The 17,705-nt window shown below is 48.6% G+C and carries 14 protein-coding genes; 9 read left to right on the forward strand and 5 right to left on the reverse strand.

Going from position 1 to position 17,705, the window contains the following annotated elements; translation table 11 throughout:
* Nucleotides 1–2: 2 nt before the first annotated feature.
* From lpxK to kdsB, 3 genes are read left to right on the forward strand one after another with little or no spacing between them, the layout of a single operon-like run.
* Nucleotides 3–1,034, forward strand: a complete 1,032-nt coding sequence (lpxK, locus tag GCE9029_RS04295; RefSeq protein ID WP_062661184.1) for a tetraacyldisaccharide 4'-kinase — start codon at nt 3–5, stop codon at nt 1,032–1,034.
* Entirely contained in the window at nt 1,015–1,197 is a 183-nt protein-coding gene (locus GCE9029_RS04300) for a Trm112 family protein (RefSeq protein WP_062661185.1), read from the forward strand. The genes lpxK and GCE9029_RS04300 overlap by 20 nt, the downstream gene beginning before the upstream one ends.
* Complete coding sequence (gene kdsB, locus GCE9029_RS04305; protein ID WP_062661186.1) at nt 1,194–1,946, forward strand: 3-deoxy-manno-octulosonate cytidylyltransferase; 753 nt, start codon at nt 1,194–1,196, stop codon at nt 1,944–1,946. Before GCE9029_RS04300 ends, kdsB begins: the two co-directional genes overlap by 4 nt.
* 53 nt (nt 1,947–1,999) lie before the next feature.
* Here kdsB and GCE9029_RS04310 read toward each other — a convergent pair whose 3' ends face one another.
* Entirely contained in the window at nt 2,000–3,307 is a 1,308-nt protein-coding gene (locus GCE9029_RS04310; protein WP_062661187.1) for a serine hydrolase domain-containing protein, read from the reverse strand.
* Nucleotides 3,308–3,408: 101 nt separating this feature from the next.
* Between GCE9029_RS04310 and GCE9029_RS04315 the strand changes: the two genes are divergently transcribed.
* A complete protein-coding gene (locus tag GCE9029_RS04315; RefSeq protein ID WP_197475320.1) occupies nt 3,409–4,320 on the forward strand; it encodes a LysR substrate-binding domain-containing protein in 912 nt (303 codons plus the stop codon).
* A 76-nt stretch (nt 4,321–4,396) separates the two neighbouring features.
* Here the strand turns inward: GCE9029_RS04315 and elyC are convergent, their stop codons facing one another.
* On the reverse strand, nt 4,397–5,242 hold the full coding sequence (gene elyC / locus GCE9029_RS04320) for an envelope biogenesis factor ElyC (RefSeq protein WP_062661189.1): 846 nt from the start codon (nt 5,240–5,242) through the stop codon (nt 4,397–4,399).
* A gap of 113 nt (nt 5,243–5,355) precedes the next feature.
* Here elyC and cmoM point away from each other — a divergent pair, with 113 nt between their 5' ends.
* Genes cmoM through mukB form a run of 4 tightly spaced genes read left to right on the forward strand, consistent with a single transcriptional unit; the run spans nt 5,356 to nt 12,658 of the window.
* Nucleotides 5,356–6,138, forward strand: coding sequence for a tRNA uridine 5-oxyacetic acid(34) methyltransferase CmoM (cmoM, locus tag GCE9029_RS04325; RefSeq protein ID WP_062661190.1), 783 nt, complete (start codon nt 5,356–5,358; stop codon nt 6,136–6,138).
* Nucleotides 6,139–6,175: 37 nt separating this feature from the next.
* The gene (gene mukF, locus GCE9029_RS04330; protein ID WP_062661191.1) at nt 6,176–7,498 is read left to right on the forward strand and encodes a chromosome partition protein MukF; all 1,323 of its coding nucleotides are present in this window, start codon (nt 6,176–6,178) and stop codon (nt 7,496–7,498) included.
* The gene (mukE, locus tag GCE9029_RS04335) at nt 7,479–8,201 is read left to right on the forward strand and encodes a chromosome partition protein MukE (RefSeq protein ID WP_046305878.1); all 723 of its coding nucleotides are present in this window, start codon (nt 7,479–7,481) and stop codon (nt 8,199–8,201) included. Before mukF ends, mukE begins: the two co-directional genes overlap by 20 nt.
* Nucleotides 8,198–12,658 (forward strand): chromosome partition protein MukB, encoded by a 4,461-nt coding sequence (mukB, locus tag GCE9029_RS04340; RefSeq protein ID WP_062661192.1) that lies wholly within the window; start codon nt 8,198–8,200, stop codon nt 12,656–12,658. The genes mukE and mukB overlap by 4 nt, the downstream gene beginning before the upstream one ends.
* A 62-nt stretch (nt 12,659–12,720) precedes the next feature.
* Here the strand turns inward: mukB and GCE9029_RS04345 are convergent, their stop codons facing one another.
* From GCE9029_RS04345 to GCE9029_RS04355, 3 genes are all read right to left on the reverse strand, one after another.
* Complete coding sequence (locus tag GCE9029_RS04345; protein WP_062661193.1) at nt 12,721–15,036, reverse strand: methyl-accepting chemotaxis protein; 2,316 nt, start codon at nt 15,034–15,036, stop codon at nt 12,721–12,723.
* Between the two features lie 338 nt (nt 15,037–15,374).
* Nucleotides 15,375–15,875, reverse strand: a complete 501-nt coding sequence (locus tag GCE9029_RS04350; protein ID WP_062661194.1) for a GNAT family N-acetyltransferase — start codon at nt 15,873–15,875, stop codon at nt 15,375–15,377.
* A complete protein-coding gene (locus GCE9029_RS04355; protein WP_062661195.1) occupies nt 15,872–16,585 on the reverse strand; it encodes an aspartate/glutamate racemase family protein in 714 nt (237 codons plus the stop codon). The genes GCE9029_RS04350 and GCE9029_RS04355 overlap by 4 nt, the downstream gene beginning before the upstream one ends.
* Nucleotides 16,586–16,783: 198 nt before the next feature.
* Between GCE9029_RS04355 and GCE9029_RS04360 the strand changes: the two genes are divergently transcribed.
* Nucleotides 16,784–17,695: an aldo/keto reductase gene (locus GCE9029_RS04360; protein WP_062661196.1), complete on the forward strand. Its 912-nt coding sequence runs from the start codon at nt 16,784–16,786 to the stop codon at nt 17,693–17,695.
* Nucleotides 17,696–17,705: the final 10 nt, after the last annotated feature.

Raw genomic sequence — 17,705 nt, forward strand, 5'->3', positions numbered from 1 at the left:
GCTTGGCGGGTTTGGTCGAAAAAATCTGGTTTGAAAACCACCCGCTAGGTTGGATTGGCGCGCCACTTTTGTGGCCGCTGAGCAAGTTGTTTGGCGCAATTGCGAAAAAGCGTCGCGCTGCATTTTTAGCCGGCACTAATAATGCCTATAGACCGCCCGTACCTGTCATTGTGGTTGGTAACATCACGGTGGGCGGCAATGGCAAAACCCCCGTGGTCATTTGGCTGGTGGAGCAATTGAAAGCCAAAGGCTTCAACCCCGGTGTGGTTTCTCGAGGTTATGGCGGTAAAGCCGAAAGCTATCCGTTTGTCGTTGACGATAACACCAACACCGACAAAGCAGGAGATGAGCCTGTTTTGATTTACCAGCGCACCAAGGTACCTGTTGCTATTTCTCCTGTTCGCAGTGATGCCGTAAAGGCGCTGTTGCCAATGGGCGTAGATATCGTCATCACTGATGATGGTCTTCAACACTACAAACTGGCGCGTGACATTGAATTTGTCATTGTTGATGGTGAACGCCGTTTCGGCAATCAACAATACATGCCATTTGGTCCTCTACGTGAGCAGACCGATCGCTTGGGCAGTGTCGATTTCGTTGTCTGCAACGGTGGTGAAGAAGAAGCGGATGAAATCGCGATGTCGCTGAAACCTGCTGAGCTCATCAACCTGAAAACAGGCGAACGTTCTTCTGCTGATTCACTCGACGCCCCTGTTGCCTTGGCAGGAATCGGGAACCCACAGCGCTTTTTTAATACTTTGGCCTCTCTTGGTGTTAAGCCAGTGCACTGCGAGCCTTTTGCTGATCATAAAGCATTTGAATATACCCAATTGGACGCATTGGCGAAGAAAGGCCAGAATTTGCTGATGACGGAAAAAGACGCAGTGAAATGCCGCGCCTTTATCAACCAATACCCAGACATTGAAAATTGGTGGTATCTGCCTGTTGACGCTGCATTTAGCGACACAGATACGGCCAACATTTTGAACAAAATCATGAAAGTGAAGGATGGATATGGATCACCGACTGCTTGAAATCGTTGCTTGCCCTGCATGTAAAGGAAAGCTCAACTACAACAAAGAAAATAACGAGTTGGTATGTAAATTCGACCGCTTGGCTTATCCAATCCGCGAAGGTATTCCAGTCATGCTGACAACAGAAGCGCGCGAAATGTCTTCTGAAGAGGTTAAACAATGAAATTCACCGTGGTGATCCCGGCGCGTTATGCGTCGAGCCGCCTACCTGCAAAGCCACTGGTTGATATCGGTGGCAAGCCGATGATCCAATGGGTTTATGAGCAGGCAATGAAATCAGGCGCAGATAAAGTCATCATCGCGACTGACGATCAACGCATTGTTGATGCAGCAAATGCCTTTGGTGGTGAAGTATGCATGACTCGTGAAGATCACCAATCAGGTACTGAGCGTTTGGCTGAAGTGGTTGAGAAATACAACCTGGCCGCTGATGAAATCATTGTCAATGTGCAGGGTGATGAGCCGCTGATCCCGCCTAGCGTGATTCGTCAGGTGGCAGAAAACCTAGCACGCAGTGAAGCGCCGATGTCGACACTGGCCATCAACATTGATCATGCAGACGAAGTGTTCAACCCGAATGCCGTAAAAGTGGTGACGGACAAAGACGGTTACGCATTGTATTTCAGCCGCGCAACGATTCCTTGGGATCGCGATAACTTTGCTAAAGCGCCAGCTGAAATTCATCACAACCTGAAACGTCATATCGGCATTTACGGTTACCGTGCGGGCTTTATCAATACCTACATCAACTGGGAACCAAGCCCAATTGAGCATATCGAATGCCTGGAACAGCTTCGTGTGCTTTGGTATGGAGAGAAAATCCATGTGGATGTTGCTATTGAAGCGCCGCCAGCGGGTGTTGATACCCCGGAAGATTTGGAAGTGGTCAGAAAACTGATTGCTGCTGAATAAGCAACTTGCCTAAATGAGAAAAGCCCCGATTTCTCGGGGCTTTTTCAATATGTTTACTTCAACTGTTCCGCAATGGCGTCAAATGCAGCAAGACGGGGTTTGTTTGTTGATCTCACCGCGTTTGAAGCGCTCTCTGCAGATGAGAAAGTAGCGATGACGACATCTTTATCTTTGTTGATGTAGAGGTGTTGACCAAACACGCCACGGAAAGTCGCAATACCTTTTTCGCTGTCATGCACCCAAAGGTAGTTTTTATAACCTTCCAGCCAAGGGTCATAAGCTGGGCTATTTGGGTCTTTGTAGTTACTCTTCGCGACGTGTTCTTTTTCTTCATCAGTTAACATGAAGCTTTCTTTAACCCATTTTTCAGAGAAGACTTGTTCACCGTTGTAGGCACCGTTATCTGCCATTGCAATGCCAACTCGTGCAAAGTCACGTAGCGTCGTATTAAAACCACCTGTCGCAATCGCGTTGAACCCAACATCGGCTGCCATGAAGGCATCGTGCTCGGCCCCCAGTTTTGACCAAACTTTTTCAGATATCACCGTATGTAGCGGTTTTCCGGTGACACGACTGATAATCCAACCTGCTACGTCAACGTTGGGTGAGTGATATTCAAATTTGTATCCGGGCTCAAATGCTTCGGTTTGTTCAAATTGCGGAAGCAGCTGCAATATGCCTCGTGGTGTATCGCTTTTAGTTGGATCAAGGGCCATCAAATCAAAAGCAGGCACGAAACCAAGACGACGGAAATATTCAGTGCTGATTTGGCCAGGCTCAAAGTTCACGTAGTCTTCGTTATAGTCCAACGCAGAGACCATGTTCAAAATGTCGCGAACGGTGCGGTCACCGAAGTGCGTCCCTTTAAGCTCAGGTAGATAGGTTTCTACTTTCGCAGTATCGGAAACCAGACCTTCTTCGATCAAAAGTCCCATAACTTGCCCAACCAAGGTTTTGGTGCTCGATGCCCAAATGTGATGATCGTGGGGGCCAAAACCGTTGAAGTACTCCTCATAAACGATTTTGCCATCTTTGATAACGACCACGCCGTCCGTGTCATCACCCATCATGGCACTCCTGACGGTATAGTTCTGACCGTCAAAGTCGAAAGCAAAGTTCGGGACGGCATCATTCAGTGCTTGCGGAATCTCGCTGATATTGCCGCCGCGTGGAACCATCAAACTAGGATGGATCCCTGCATTCTTGAAGCTCCAGTGATTGTATGGCTGTGCTGACCAATTGGAGAGGGTAACTTGTGATTCTGCAGAAGCGGGTACCGTGTCCATAGCCACTTTTGCTTCAGCCCAAGCACCTGCACTCATTCCCATGGCGATAACTGCGGTCGTTAGTGTTTTTCTCATTGTTATTCTCCAATTGTCACGCTGTCTGTTTGGAAGTTGTGTTTATAGTATGGTTGGCTGATACTTCATACAAATGCATAATGAACGCCTTGGACGTTCAAATGTATATCCAAAGGCGCTTGATGATTTCACTGGAACAAATTCAGAGCTTTTTATCGGTGTACGAGGCGGGCAGTTATAGTGCTGGCGGAAGGAAAATCGGCAAAGACAGAACCACGGTGCGGGAGCGCGTTGTGGCAATGGAAGAAATGATTGGCGAGCCTTTATTTACGATAGAAGGAAAACGCGCACTACCCACCGCTTTGGCTGATGCGTTGTATAGAAGAGCGTGGAACATTAACAAGCAAGCAATGGATTTCAACCAAGCCGCGTTTACCGCAAATCAGGTACAACTTACTGAGCTTGTCATTCATCATCATGCATTGACTTCTATCGATATGCTTTCCGATGTTGATAAGACGATAGGAGAGCGATATCCACACCTGAAAATTAACTGGTTGCAACGCCACCGAGATGAAAGTTTTGTTGATCTGGAGAAAGGGCGCGGGCATATATCGATCATGCCAAGCATCGGTAATGCGCTGCTTCAAAGAGACGTGGGATCGGTTAATCTCGGGGCCGACAGAATTGCCGTTTATGCTGGCAAGCACTCTCCATTAGCGAAAAAGAAATCTGTTGATGTCAATGCGCTGACGACTGAAGTGCAGTTGGTTAACGAAAGTGCCCAAAGCGCACATTTAGCCTACATGAATGTCGCTAGCCAACAACATACCGTCTCTAACAGTGAACTGTTGATGTCATTGCTCCGCTCGCGTGGATGGACCGCGCTAAGTCGCGCAAATGCGGAAAAATACGTCCAACGAGGCGAAATCGTGGAGTTGAATGTTGAGCAGCTTACTAATGGTTACTCAGCAGGTTTGGTGCTCTTCTATGCGTTGGCGTTTGAGAATAATGACGTGGTTAGGGAAGCCATCAGGATCATTCAGGAGGCTGCGCTAAAACACTTCAGCTAGGCGTTGATCGCCAAGCACGACAAAAAAAGCTGCCACTGGCAGCTTTTTGCGCTTTTAGATTTTGCAGGGAATGAACTCAGTTTGTTCCTACTGCTTCCGCTTCAACTTCATTCTCAGGTGAAGTCACTGGAACGGGATCACCATCAAGCACCGCTTCCTGTTGAGCAACTTTGTCCCGTAGGCGTTGCCATAGTTGTCCCAGATTTTCGTGCCAGTAACGTTCGAACTGCTCAAGGTACTGCGCACGAGGACCGTACTTGATCCATGGCTGGTGAATCTCTTTCTGCGCCATGAAGTTGGTTGGTGCTGGAATTGGGTTCAAACCTGCGTTTTCGAATTCGTACATGGCACGTGGCATGTGGTTCGCTGATGTCACCAGTACAAGATTACTATCACCAACAACAGAAGCCGCTTGGAAAGCTTCTTCCCAGGTGTCTTTCGCGGTTTCAAGTAACAGGATGTTGTTCTTGTTCACGCCCAGCGCCATCGCAACCCTTGCCAGCATCCGCGCATGGCTTACTTCATATCCACCGTCATAGCCAGAAAGGATCAATTTTGAAGTCGGATACATGAAGTGAATTCGGATGCCTTCAGCAAGACGCATCAGTGCAACACGTGACAATTCTGACGTTGGCGGAATCTCATCATCAACGACATGTCCGTGACCCAATACCATCACATAGTCGACAGGCTCTTCTGTTGGCAGGAAGGGCTCATATTGACGTTCCAGCTTCATGAGAAGTGAGGAAGTGAACGGTTGAAAAGAAACCAATGTCATTAACAGCAGCGAAACAAAAACAAGGAAAGAGCCGAAGCCTTTGCGCTGGGTAAACCAGATCAAAAAGAGACCGAAGAATCCAAGAAGCAGTAGCGCAGGCAAGGGCATCAGTAAAGTTGATATAAGTTTTTTTAGTTCAAACATGAAATGTCGCCCGAAATATAGTCAAACAGGGGCCAGAAAGTGCATCAGACCTTTATTAACGGCAGGCTTATGCGAAAATAAACCCCTTAGCAGACAATGATAACGAAGGCACTGTGACAGAGGATAGAAATTTCGACGACATTGCCCACAAATTTGTTAAAAACATTTATGGCTCGGGCAAGGGAGAAATCCGCCAAGCCGTTGTTTGGCAAGATCTCGAATCAATACTTAGCCGCTTGGGTGAATCCAGTCCATTAGACATTTTGGACGCTGGAGGCGGTTTAGCGCAGATATCGCAACAAATTGCACATCGTGGGCATAAAGTCACCCTGTGTGATCTTTCTTCACAGATGCTCGAACTGGCGGAAAAAGATATCGAAGAAGCTGGCCTTCTGCCGCAATATCGCTTCGTCCACGCGCCTGCGCAGGAAATCGCACAGCATGTTGATAAACCGTTCGATTTGATGCTTTTTCATGCGGTGATGGAATGGCTGGCAGATCCACGTGAAGCACTGGATGTCGTACTGTCACAAGTTAAGCCGGGCGGTGTTGCTTCGGTCATGTTCTACAACCAAAATGGACTGCTGTTTAAGAATTTAATTTGCGGCAATTTGACTCATGTAGAAGAGGGCATGCCGCACAGAAAACGTTTCAAACTCCAGCCTCAAAAGGGTCTTCAGCCGGAAGATGTTTACGCATGGATTGAAGAGGCTGGTTTTAATATTTTGGGGAAAAGTGGTGTCCGCACGTTTCATGACTATATGAAAGACACAAGAACGGGCGAGTTCACCTTTGAACAGGTGGTGGCGATGGAGCAAAAGCTCTGCCGTCAGGAACCTTTTATCTCGTTAGGTCGCTACATTCACGTGTACGCGCAAAGGCCTCTCGAGCCATAACGATTACAAGATTACACGTATACAACAAGGAAAACGGATGAGCGAATTCTCTCAGACTGTTCCTGAGTTGGTTGGTTGGGTGAAAACGAATGACTTCTCCCTCAATCTGCCGCCGGAACGGCTGGCATTTCTCCTTGCCGTTGCTGTACTTAGCAGCGAGCGCTATGAGGAGGAGCTAGGGGAAGGGGAGCTGATTGATGCATTCCGTATCGTCAGTGACCAATTCGATCAAGCTAGCGAAACCATCGCGTTTCGTGCGAACAATGCCATCAACGACTTGGTACGCAGCCGCCTGCTAAGCCGTTTCACCAGTGAAATGACGGACGGTGCGAGTATATACCGACTCACACCGCTGGCACTGGGTATCAGCGATTACTATGCGCGCCACCGCGAATACAGCTCTCTCAAGCTTTCTATCCAACTGTCCATGGTGGCAGATGAGATTGATAAAGCCCTGACCGCTGCCGCAGAAGATGGTGATGCAGATTTCTGGCGTAAGAATGTTTATGGCGTACTGAAGTATTCAGTAGCCGAAATTTTCGATCGTATCGATCTGAACCAGCGCACCATGGATGAACAGCAGCAGAAAGTGAAAGAAGACATTGCTGCGCTGTTAAACCAGGACTGGCAGGCAGCGATTGCCAACTGTGAGCAACTGCTGAACGAAACGTCCAGTACCCTGCGTGAACTTCAGGACACCCTGCAATCTGCTGGGGATCAGCTACAAACCCAGCTTTTGAATATTCAGGAGCAGATACAAGGCCGTGACGATTTAGATTTCGTTGATGCCATGATCTACAACCTGCAAATGAAGTTGGACCGCATTGTGAACTGGGGCCAGCAGGCGATTGACCTGTGGATCGGTTACGACCGCCACGTTCACAAATTTATTCGTAATGCCATCGATATGGACAAGAACCGCGCGTTCAGCCAGCGTCTTCGTCAGTCGGTGACAGAATACTTCGATAACCCATGGTTCCTGACTTTTGCCGATGCAGAGCGTCTACGCGATATGCGTGACGAAGCACTGGTACTTCGCGATGACGAAGTGACAGGCGAAATGCCGGCAGAAGTCGAGTTTGAGGAACTGACACTGGTTAACGACCAATTGAGCGACCAAATCTCTGACATGTTGTCGCGTCACCGTACGACGGGCGAGGGCATAGATTTGGGCGTGGTACTGAAAAACTATCTGGCTCAACACCCACAAGCACGCCACTTCGACTTAGCGCGGATTGTGATCAACCAAGCGGTTCGCCTTGGTTACTCGCAATCTGACTTGAGTGCGATTCAGCCGGACTGGCAGGCAATTAACGATTATGGAGCCAAGGTACAAGCGAATGTCATCGATAAATATTGAAGAATTTATGCCGGAAGAATTGGCCAAAGCGATTGCCAATCCTTTATTCCCGGCTTTGGATAGTGCGCTGCGTGCTGGCCGCCATATTGCCAGCGAAGATCTGGACAATCATGCATACCTGATTGAATTCGAAAACCCGTTGCAGCACTTCTACCAGCGTTACAACGCGGAGTTGGTGCGTGCGCCGGAAGGCTTTTTCTATCTGCGTCCTCGTTCAACCTCACTGATCGGACGCGCAGTATTGTCCGAACTCGACATGCTGGTGGGTAAGGTCCTTTGTTTCCTTTATCTGAGCCCAGAGCGTCTGGCACAGGAAGGTATTTTCACCACTCAGGAACTGTTCGACGAACTGCTGACACTGGCAGACGAGAAAAAACTGATGAAGCTGGTGACATTGCGTGCATCTGGCTCTGACTTGGATCGTGAAAAACTGTTCGACAAAGTGAAGACCTCACTGCGTCGTCTTCGCCGCTTGGGCATGATTGTACCAATCGGGGAGAACGGCAAATTCCGTGTGAGCGAAGCGACATTCCGCTTCGGTGCAGATGTGCGTGCGGGAGATGATATCCGTGAAGCACAACTGCGTCTGATCCGTGATGGTGAAGCCGTCATCCACACCCAAGAGCATGCTCAGTCAAGCCTGCTGAAAGATGAAGAACACGACGAAGAGCGTGAAGATGATGATCAGGAGGTTCAGGCATGACCCAACGCGGTAAATTCCAATCGCTGACTATGGTCAACTGGAACGGTTTCTTTGCCCGTACTTTTGACATCGACAACCTGGTCACGACGCTTTCTGGCGGTAACGGTGCGGGTAAATCCACCACCATGGCAGCGTTCATCACCGCGATGATCCCTGACCAAAGCCTGCTGCATTTCCGTAACACCACAGAAGCGGGCAGTTCTAACGCGTCACGCGATAAAGGCCTGCACGGTAAATTGAAGCCGGGCGCATGTTATGCCGCGCTGGATGTAGTGAACTCGCGCAACCAACGTATTCTATTCGGTGTTCGTCTGCAACAAGTGGCGGGTCGCGATAAGAAAGTTGATATCAAGCCTTTCATCGTTCAGGGTTTGCCATCTGGCGTAAAACCCACTGACATCCTGATCGAAAACGTGTCTGCGAATCAGGTTCGCGTTCGTCAATTGAACGAAGTGAAAGACGCGCTGGCAGATTACGATACGGCGCATTACAAAGCGTTCAACTCCGTGACTGACTATCACGCGCAGATGTTCGAATTCGGTGCCTTGCCGAAGAAGCTGCGTAATAGCAGCGATCGTTCTAAGTTCTACCGCCTGATTGAAGCATCGCTTTACGGCGGTATTTCGAGCGCGATTACCAAATCCCTGCGTGATTACCTGTTGCCACAAAACGGCGGTGTGAAGAAAGCCTTCCAGGACATGGAAGTAGCGCTCCGTGAAAACCGTATGACGCTGGAAGCCATCAAGCTGACCCAGCGTGACCGTGACCTGTTCAAGCACCTGATCACTGAATCAACCAACTATGTGGCGTCTGACTACATGCGTCATGCCAACGAGCGTCGCAAGAAGCTTGAACTGGCACTGCAGCGCCGCGGCGAACTGTTGGGTTCTCGTCGCCAGTTGGATGATTTCCAATCCACGTTTGGCCGCATGACGGATGAATTGGATGCGCTGACTGACAGCCAGACTCACTTAGAGCAAGATTATCAAGCCGCGTCTGACCATCTCCAATTGGTTCAGACCGCTGTGCGTCAGCAAGAGAAAGTCGAGCGTTACCAAGAAGATCTGGAAGAGCTGGCAATCCGCCTCGAAGAGCAGATGATGGTGGTGGAAGAAGCCACTGAACAGCTCGCGATGGCGGAAGAACAGGCGCACCTTTCTGAAGAAGAAGTGGATAGCCTGAAAACCCAGCTTGCGGATTACCAGCAGGCGCTGGATATGCAGCAAACCCGCGCGCTGCAATATCAACAAGCCGTGAAAGCGTTGGAGAAAGCCCGTGACCTGACCGGTAATGATGCTCTTTCTCAAGAAAACGCGACCGAATACCTAGGTTCACTGAAAGCACAGGAAGAAGTGCAAACGGCTGAGCTTTTAAGCCTAAAACACAAGCTGGATCTGTCTTCTGCCGCAGCTAAGCAGTTCGAGCGTGGCCTTCAATTGGTGCGCAGCATCGCTGGCGAAGTCGAACGTTCTGATGCAGGCGCGAAAGCCCGCGAAGTGATCGCAAAAGGCCGCGAGTTCGCGAATCTTGCGGCAAATGCTGAACAGCTAGCTTCACAGCATCGTGACCTTGAGCGTCAGATGCGCAGTTTCCAGCAGGCGAGAACCCTGACTGAGCAGTACCAGCGTCAGTTCAACGAAACAGTCGCTTCTGAAGAAGCGGTTGAGCTGGAAATGGCGCGTCAGCAAGAGCGTCTAGAAACCGCAGAAGAAGCGGTCGGCGAGCAAGCGGAGAAAGTCCGTGAACTGCAGCGCAGCGAAAACGAAATCAATGCTAAAGCGGTTGCGTTCGAAAAAGTTGCGCCAGCCTGGATTGCCGCGCAAGAAGCGCTGGAGAAATTAGCAGAGCAGACTGACGCCGAACTATATGACAATCAGGCGGTGCTGGATACCATGCAGCGCGTGATGGCGGATGAGCGTGAAACTATCTCGACACGCGATAAATTGCAGGCTGAGAAACAAGCGCTGGAAGCAGAAATCGAACGTCTGGCGCAGCCGGGCGGCAGCGATGATGCACGTCTGCAATCTCTGGCTGACACACTGGGAGGCACGCTGCTTTCTGAAATCTACGATGACATCACCATTGATGATGCACCGTATTTCTCAGCGCTTTATGGTCCCGCACGTCACGCGATTGTGGTGCCTGATCTGAAAGGCATTAAAGAGAAGCTGCTGGATCTGGATGATTGTCCGGAAGATCTCTACATCATCGAAGGTGATGCAGACGGTTTTGACGACAGTGTATTCGATGTTGAAGAGCTGGAAGATGCGGTTTGTGTTCACCTGAATGACCGTCAGCTTCGTTATTCTCGCTTCCCGAAAATCCCGCTATTTGGCCGCGCGGCGCGTGAGCACCGTTTAGAAATATTACGTGAAAAGCGTGAAGAGCTGGTAGAAAACTACGCTAAAGCCTCTTTTGATGCGCAGAAGCTTCAACGTTTGACCCAAAGCTTCAACCAGTTTGTGTCGAACCACATGAACGTAGCATTCAACGAAGATCCAGAAGCGGCACTGAAAGACCTGCGCGAAAAACGTGGCAGTGTTCAGCGTCAACTGGGTCAACTTCGCGAGAGCGAGCAGCAGGTTCGTAGCCAACTAACGGGCTCAAAAGAAGCGATTGCACTTCTGAACAAACTTCAGCATGTAGTTAACGCACTTGAAGATGGAACACTGGAAGCGCGCCTGGAAGAAGTGGAAAGCCGTCTGTCACAAGCAGACGAAGCTCGTCATTTTACCCGTGAACACGGTAAAGCGCTGGCTGAGCTGGAGAGTTTGGTTTCAACGCTGGACGCCGACCCAGAACAGTTTGATGCATTGAACGCTGCTTATCAGCAAGCGGACGAAGCGTTGCAATCGCTGAAGAAAACGCTTTTCGCACTGTCTGATCTGGTCGAGCGTCGTCACCACTTTGGTTACGCCGATGCGGTTGAGCTTCTCAATAAGAGCAGCGAACTGAATGAACAGCTGAAAGCCAAACTGGTTGATGCAGAGCGCGCCCGTACCCGTTCACGTGAACATGTGAAGCAGGTCCGCGATCAAGTCAATCAATACAACCAGCTTCTGGCGTCTCTGAAGAGCTCGCACCAAGCGAAACAAGAAACGGTGGCTGAGTTCAAACGTGAATTGGTTGAGCTGGGTGTTCGCGCCGATGTAGAAGCAGAAGAGCGTGCTCGTATTCGTCGTGATGAGCTGAATGCGCAGCTCTCTCAATCTCGCAGTCGCAAGAGCGAGCTGGAAAAAGGCCTGACGTCGATTGAGCTGGAGATGAAGTCTTTGGTGAAAACACTGAAGAAAGCCGGCAAAGAATACACCGAACTGCGCACTTTCGTCGTCAATGCGAAAGCGGGCTGGATGGACGTGTTGAAGATTGCACGTACAAGCAACGTAGAGAAGCAACTGAACCGCCGCGAAATGGCTTACATGTCTGCTGATGAACTGCGTTCATTGTCGGATAAATCCTTGGGTGCGTTGCGTCTGGCAGTAGCCGACAACGAAACGCTGCGCGATGCACTGCGTGCGTCTGAAGACATGGCACGTCCTGAACGCAAAGTTCTGTTCTACGTGGCGGTTTACCAACACCTGCGCGAGCGTATCCGTCATGACATCATTCGTACTGATGACCCAGTCGAAGCGATTGAAGAAATGGAAGTGGAACTGGCTCGTCTGACGGAAGAACTGACTCAGCGCGAGAAACGTCTGGCGATCAGTTCAGAGTCTGTGGCGAACATTATCCGGAAGACTATTCAGCGCGAACAGAACCGCATTCGTTTGTTGAACCAAGGCTTGTCTAACATCGCCTTTGGTCAGGTGAAAGGTGTGCGCCTGAATGTGTCGATTCGTGACACCCACGCGCAACTGCTGGCTGGTTTGGCTGAAAACGCCGAGCAGCATCAGGACTTGTTTGGTAACAATCGTCTCACCTTCTCCGAAGCGATGGCAAAACTGTTCCAGCGTTTGAACCCGCATATCGACTTGGGTCAGCGTTCTCCACAAGTTCTGGGTGAAGAGTTGCTGGATTACCGTAACTATCTGGAACTGGGTATTGAAGTTAACCGTGGTACTGACGGTTGGCTACAAGCTGAGTCTGGCGCGTTGTCGACGGGTGAAGCAATTGGTACCGGTCAGGCCATCCTGTTGATGGTCGTGCAGAGCTGGGAAGAAGAATCCCGACGTCTGCGTGGCAAAGACGTGATTCCATGTCGTCTGCTGTTCCTTGATGAGGCTGCGCGTCTGGATGCGAAGTCAATCTCGACCCTGTTCGAGCTATGTCATCGTCTGGATATGCAGCTTCTGATTGCTGCACCGGAAAACATTAGCCCAGAACAGGGCACCACCTACAAACTTGTACGTAAGATCTTTAACGACAAAGAGCATGTACACGTGGTGGGCTTGCGCGGTTTCGGTGATGTGGCAAAAACCAGCAATCCGATTCAGGAAGCGTTGGAAATCGCAGATTAAACAAGCGACCATTCTTGAACAAAAAGGCCAGCAGTTGCTGGCCTTTGTTTTTTAGTAGTCGGTTAGGCGATTTTGAAGATACCGATTTGTTCTGTCAGTTTCTTGGCCTGCTCGTTGATGCTGATCGCAGTGCCATCGGTGTTCACGGTTTTCTCAGATACATTCTCAGAAGAGCGGGCAATATTGTTTACGTTCATCGAGATTTCTTCGGTCACTGAAGATTGTTCGGTAGCTGCAGTGGCAATCTGGGTATTCATGTCATTAATGTCTACCATCATGCCTTCAATTTGGGCCAGCATTTCATTATTTCGATTACAGTTTTCTACACTGCTTGCCACAAACTGATTGGCACCGCTGATACCTTTGACCACTTTGTCGGTTTCCGCTTGAAGCGATTCCACTTTGGCACGGATTTCTTCTGTCGATGTTTGGGTTCGAATTGCCAGCGAGCGCACTTCATCGGCTACCACCGCAAAACCACGACCTTGTTCACCTGCGCGTGCTGCTTCGATCGCGGCATTTAAAGCCAAGAGATTGGTTTGCTCTGCAATGCCCTGAATCACATCAAGTACAGAACCAATGGAGTGACTCTCGGCTGAGAGTTGCTCCATCGACTGTGTCGCTTCGTTCATTTTGTCGGACAGAGAAGAAATTTCGTTAACCAGTTGCTTTCCGACATCCGCACTTTGACGCACAGATTGCACTACGTTTTCTGATGATTCAGAGGCGGTATTAGCAAAGTTAGCAACTTCCGATATCGATGCGTTCATCTCCGTCGCTGCAGTAGCGACCTGACTGGAGTTCGACGCCTGCTCATCGACTTCTCCGCGCATTGAACTGATATTTCCTTGAATACTTGAAGATGCTTCGCCCAGCGATTTAACTGTTGCATCGGCACCTTTAATCAAGTTCATGAAGTCATCAAGCATCGCATTCATAGAGGATGAAAGCTGAGTGATTTCATCTTTACCTTTCACATCCAGTCGCACGGTCAAATCATGATTTCTTGCAATATTGGTAATGCGATCGGTGAGTGCAACGATAGGTTTACTGATGCTACCCGCTATAAACCAGGCGAGGACGATCGCAATGAGCACAACCACGATGCCAGTAATACCGGCTGCTTGATATAGGGTGCCCTGAAGAGCAAGTACTTCCGACAATGCTTCTTGTTTGTTGATTTCAGAGGCCAATGCCCATTGCTTACCCAGAATATTGATAGGTGCATAGGCAGCAAACACTGTACTGCCCAAATGGTTGTCTGTCGCAATAAAACCCTTCTCGCCGTCTAAGGCGAGGTTGATGTGGTTTGAGTTGACAGGTTGTTGGCCAGATGAAGAGTCAGTCGTTGCAATGCGGTCGATGGTTGTCTTAGCAACACCTGATTGCTGAAGCAGTTTTAAGTATTGCTCTTTGTCTTCGACCAACATACGTGCTTGCGAGCGGATAAGACCGTCTGAGCCAACGAGAAACGTCTCGCCGGACTCACCCAAACCATCTTCTCGCCACTTCCCATGGTAAGTCATGATGGCGTTGATGGTGTCTATTGGCATTTGGAATATCAGTACACCAATATTCTGTCCATTCTTCACTACGGGCGATCCAATAAAAGACGCTGGGCTGTCGTAAGAAGGGTAATATGGCGCGAAGTCTATAAAGGCAAATTCGCCTTTCGCCAAGTTCTGCGCACCGGCAAACGCTTCCGCCAAACCGCTGTTTTTATATGGACCGTTGGAGAGGTTGGTGCCGTAATCTAATTCCTTGAACACGGAATACACGACATTACCGTCGTTATCTACCAGGAAAATATCGTAATAACCAAACGACTCCAGAAAAGTGCGGTAGTTGTTGTGGTAGACCTCGTGCACTTCGCTATAAGTTGTTTCATCGTTCGCTTTGTCCATCAAATGCTTGTTGCCCAGAGGGTTTTCGTTCAAGCCAATGTACGCTTGTTGAAGAAGCAGGCCATTCATTTCTATGTTATCGAGATTGGCAGATGCATTAGCGTTTTTATTGTTAGTTTGCTGGTAGGTCACCCCGAACTCATTTTCATAATAGTTCCGGAGGACCTCAGCTTGATTCGCTTTGGGAAAGGTCTCCGTCGCTACGCTTTGAAAGCTTCTTGAGAACTGCGCCATGGCATCTTCTGTCATGGTTGAGTTGGCGAGATTCGTCAATTGTTTGCTGATATTGACGAAGTATTCTTCCACCTCCGCTTTTTTCACCTCTCTGACGGAAAGCAGTTGGTTTTCCACCTGATGTTCAAGTGCCAGCGTAGAAGTGTTAATGGCAGTGACTGTAAGTAAACCCGCGGTCGTAATGACGGCGGCAACGCTGATTGCGACAAAAGCCGTTTTTATTTTTGTTGAAATTTTCATGTTTCTTACGCTCCACATTAGAAACATATGTTGCAATTATGCTTTCTAAGAAGTGTAGGAAATCTTTTTACTGAATTAGCAGATTCGCACAGATTTCTTTGCTTTAGCCTTGTAAGGCAATGAAAAAGCAGGAAATAAAAATTATTTCAATTAAGTCAGAGTGATAGGAAACGAGTTTGATAAAAAAGTAAGGGAGTTAAGTTATTTTATGAGACCAAAATGTATGATTTTCTAGTCTGAGAGAGAAATTATATTAAATAAGTACAATTAGACAGAAAATGCATCTTTCTGTCTGTTTTACCGTCAAAAGTATACTTTGTACGGTAAATAATACCTTGTTAAAGTGTGGTTTTTTCTAAAATAGCCACCGAGTGGTATTGGTCGAATTTGTATCCAACGTCAGTCAGTAGTCCAACTTGTTGAAAGCCAAACTTTTCATGCAATTTTAATGAGGCGGGGTTCGGTAAAGTAATCACCGAGTAAGCCCGGGAGATGGGGGATGCCACCATTTTATCGAGAAGTGCTTGAAACAATTCCGACCCTAAACCTTTTGCACGGAGCTCTGGATGAAGGTAAATGGTAATTTCTGAACTGACTTTGTAAGCCTGCTTTTCGCGAAACTCGCTATTGTAAGCAAAACCAATCACTTGACCATGTTCATTCTCTTTAACAAGGACATGATAGTAGTCCTCATTTTCAGCCAGTTTCTGAAGCCAAGCCTGGCGTCTTTCAATCGACCATGGCTCGTAGTCAAATGTAATCGATGTTTCACGAACATAGTGATTGTAGATGTCGTTGATGGCCGGAAGATCTCCGGCCTGTACTGCTCGAATTGTCATACTGCTTCTTCTTCCTTGCTGGCGGACAGTGCGAGTTTTACGGCTGCTTCTGCGTGCAATTCTGTGGTGTCATAGAGAGGAATAGGAGTGTGTTGCTGCTGGATCAACAAACCTATCTCAGTGCATCCCAAAATAATGCCTTCAACCCCACGGGCTTTAAGTGCTTCGATAACAGAAAGATACTGTTTGCGAGAATGAGTGTTTACCTCACCCTGAACCAGTTCTTGGTAAATGATTTCGTGAACAATATCCTGATGCCAATCTTCCGGAACACTCACTTGAATACCATGGGAAGCCAGACGCTCCTTGTAGAATGGCTGTGACATGGTAAATCGTGTACCCAGCAAACCAACATGCTTGATGCCATCTTCTTTGAGCTTCTGTGCGGTTGCATCAGCGATATGGAGTAGGGGAATGGAAATCGCGTCTTGAACTTCTGCCGCGACCTTGTGCATGGTGTTAGTACCAATCAGCATAAAGTCAGCGCCAGCGGCTTCCAGCTTTGCGGCTTCGTTTGCCAATTGCGCCGCAGATTCATCCCAAGCACTGGCGCGTTGCTGGGCTTCAATTTCAGCGAAGTCGACGCTACTCATCAAGATCTTGGCTGAATGATGACCACCAAGTGCCTCTCGAACGTATTGATTGAGGAGTCGATAGTAAATCGCTGTCGACTCCCAGCTCATCCCACCAATCAAGCCAATTGTTTTCATTTTCGCATCCCTACACGATATCAATATGTTTCGAATATATATCGAACAACCTCAGGAAATAAAACACTTTATGGGGACAAACGTGAATCATTTTTTGGACGTAAAAGTGCTTTCAATTTGCGGCCTATGCTACATTGTCGTCTTTCGTCCCTTACACACACTTGGTAGGGAAAGACTCAAGTAACAGGAGTAGGTTGAGTGACTGCGATTAAACGGGCACAAATTGCGCCACAAGGGCCTGAGCTTTCAGAATTGGTTCAGGGCTATTGGCGACTGGGTGAGTGGGGAATGTCTCCACAAGAGCGCCTGACCTTTATCAAAAAGCATCTTGAGCTTGGCATCACCACGGTTGACCATGCCGATATATATGGTGACTACCAATGCGAAATTTTATTTGGCGAAGCGCTAAAATTAGAGCCTTCGCTTCGTGACGAGATGGAAATCGTTTCCAAGTGTGATATCAAGTTGGTCAGCCAGAGCTCGCCAGAGCGTAAGATCAACCATTACGATACTGGTGAAGCGCACATTCTTCAGTCTGTTGATAACAGCCTTTCCCGCCTCGGTGTTGATAGCCTTGATGTGCTGCTTATCCATCGCCCGGATTGCCTGATGGATGCCGACGAAGTGGCAAGCGCATTTGAAAAGCTTCATACCGCAGGAAAAGTGAAGCATTTTGGTGTGTCTAACTTCTCACCTTCCCAATACAACCTACTGCAATCCCGATTGGATAAACCGCTTGTCACCAACCAGGTTGAGATAAATCCAATCAATTTCGACGTTGCGCACGACGGCACCTTGGATCTCATGCAGCAGCTTCGCATTCGTCCTATGGCTTGGTCATGTTTGGGCGGAGGTGCAATTTTCTCATCAGATACTGAGCAAGCGGTTCGCCTTAGAACCACGTTGACCGAAATTGCGGAAGAATTGGGTGTGACAATGGAACAGGTGATTTATGGCTTTGTTATCCGTCACCCAAGCAAGCCTCTGCCAATCGTTGGCTCAGGCAAGTTTGAACGTGTGGAATCTGCAGTTCAAGCTATGTCAGTTGAGCTGAACCGGGAACAGTGGTACCGAATTTGGGTGGCTAGCAAAGGTCACGGTGTGCCATAGGCCGTTTTTC

The sequence above is a fragment of the Grimontia celer genome (genome assembly GCF_900055185.1).
GTDB classification, from domain to species: Bacteria; Pseudomonadota; Gammaproteobacteria; order Enterobacterales; family Vibrionaceae; genus Enterovibrio; species Enterovibrio celer.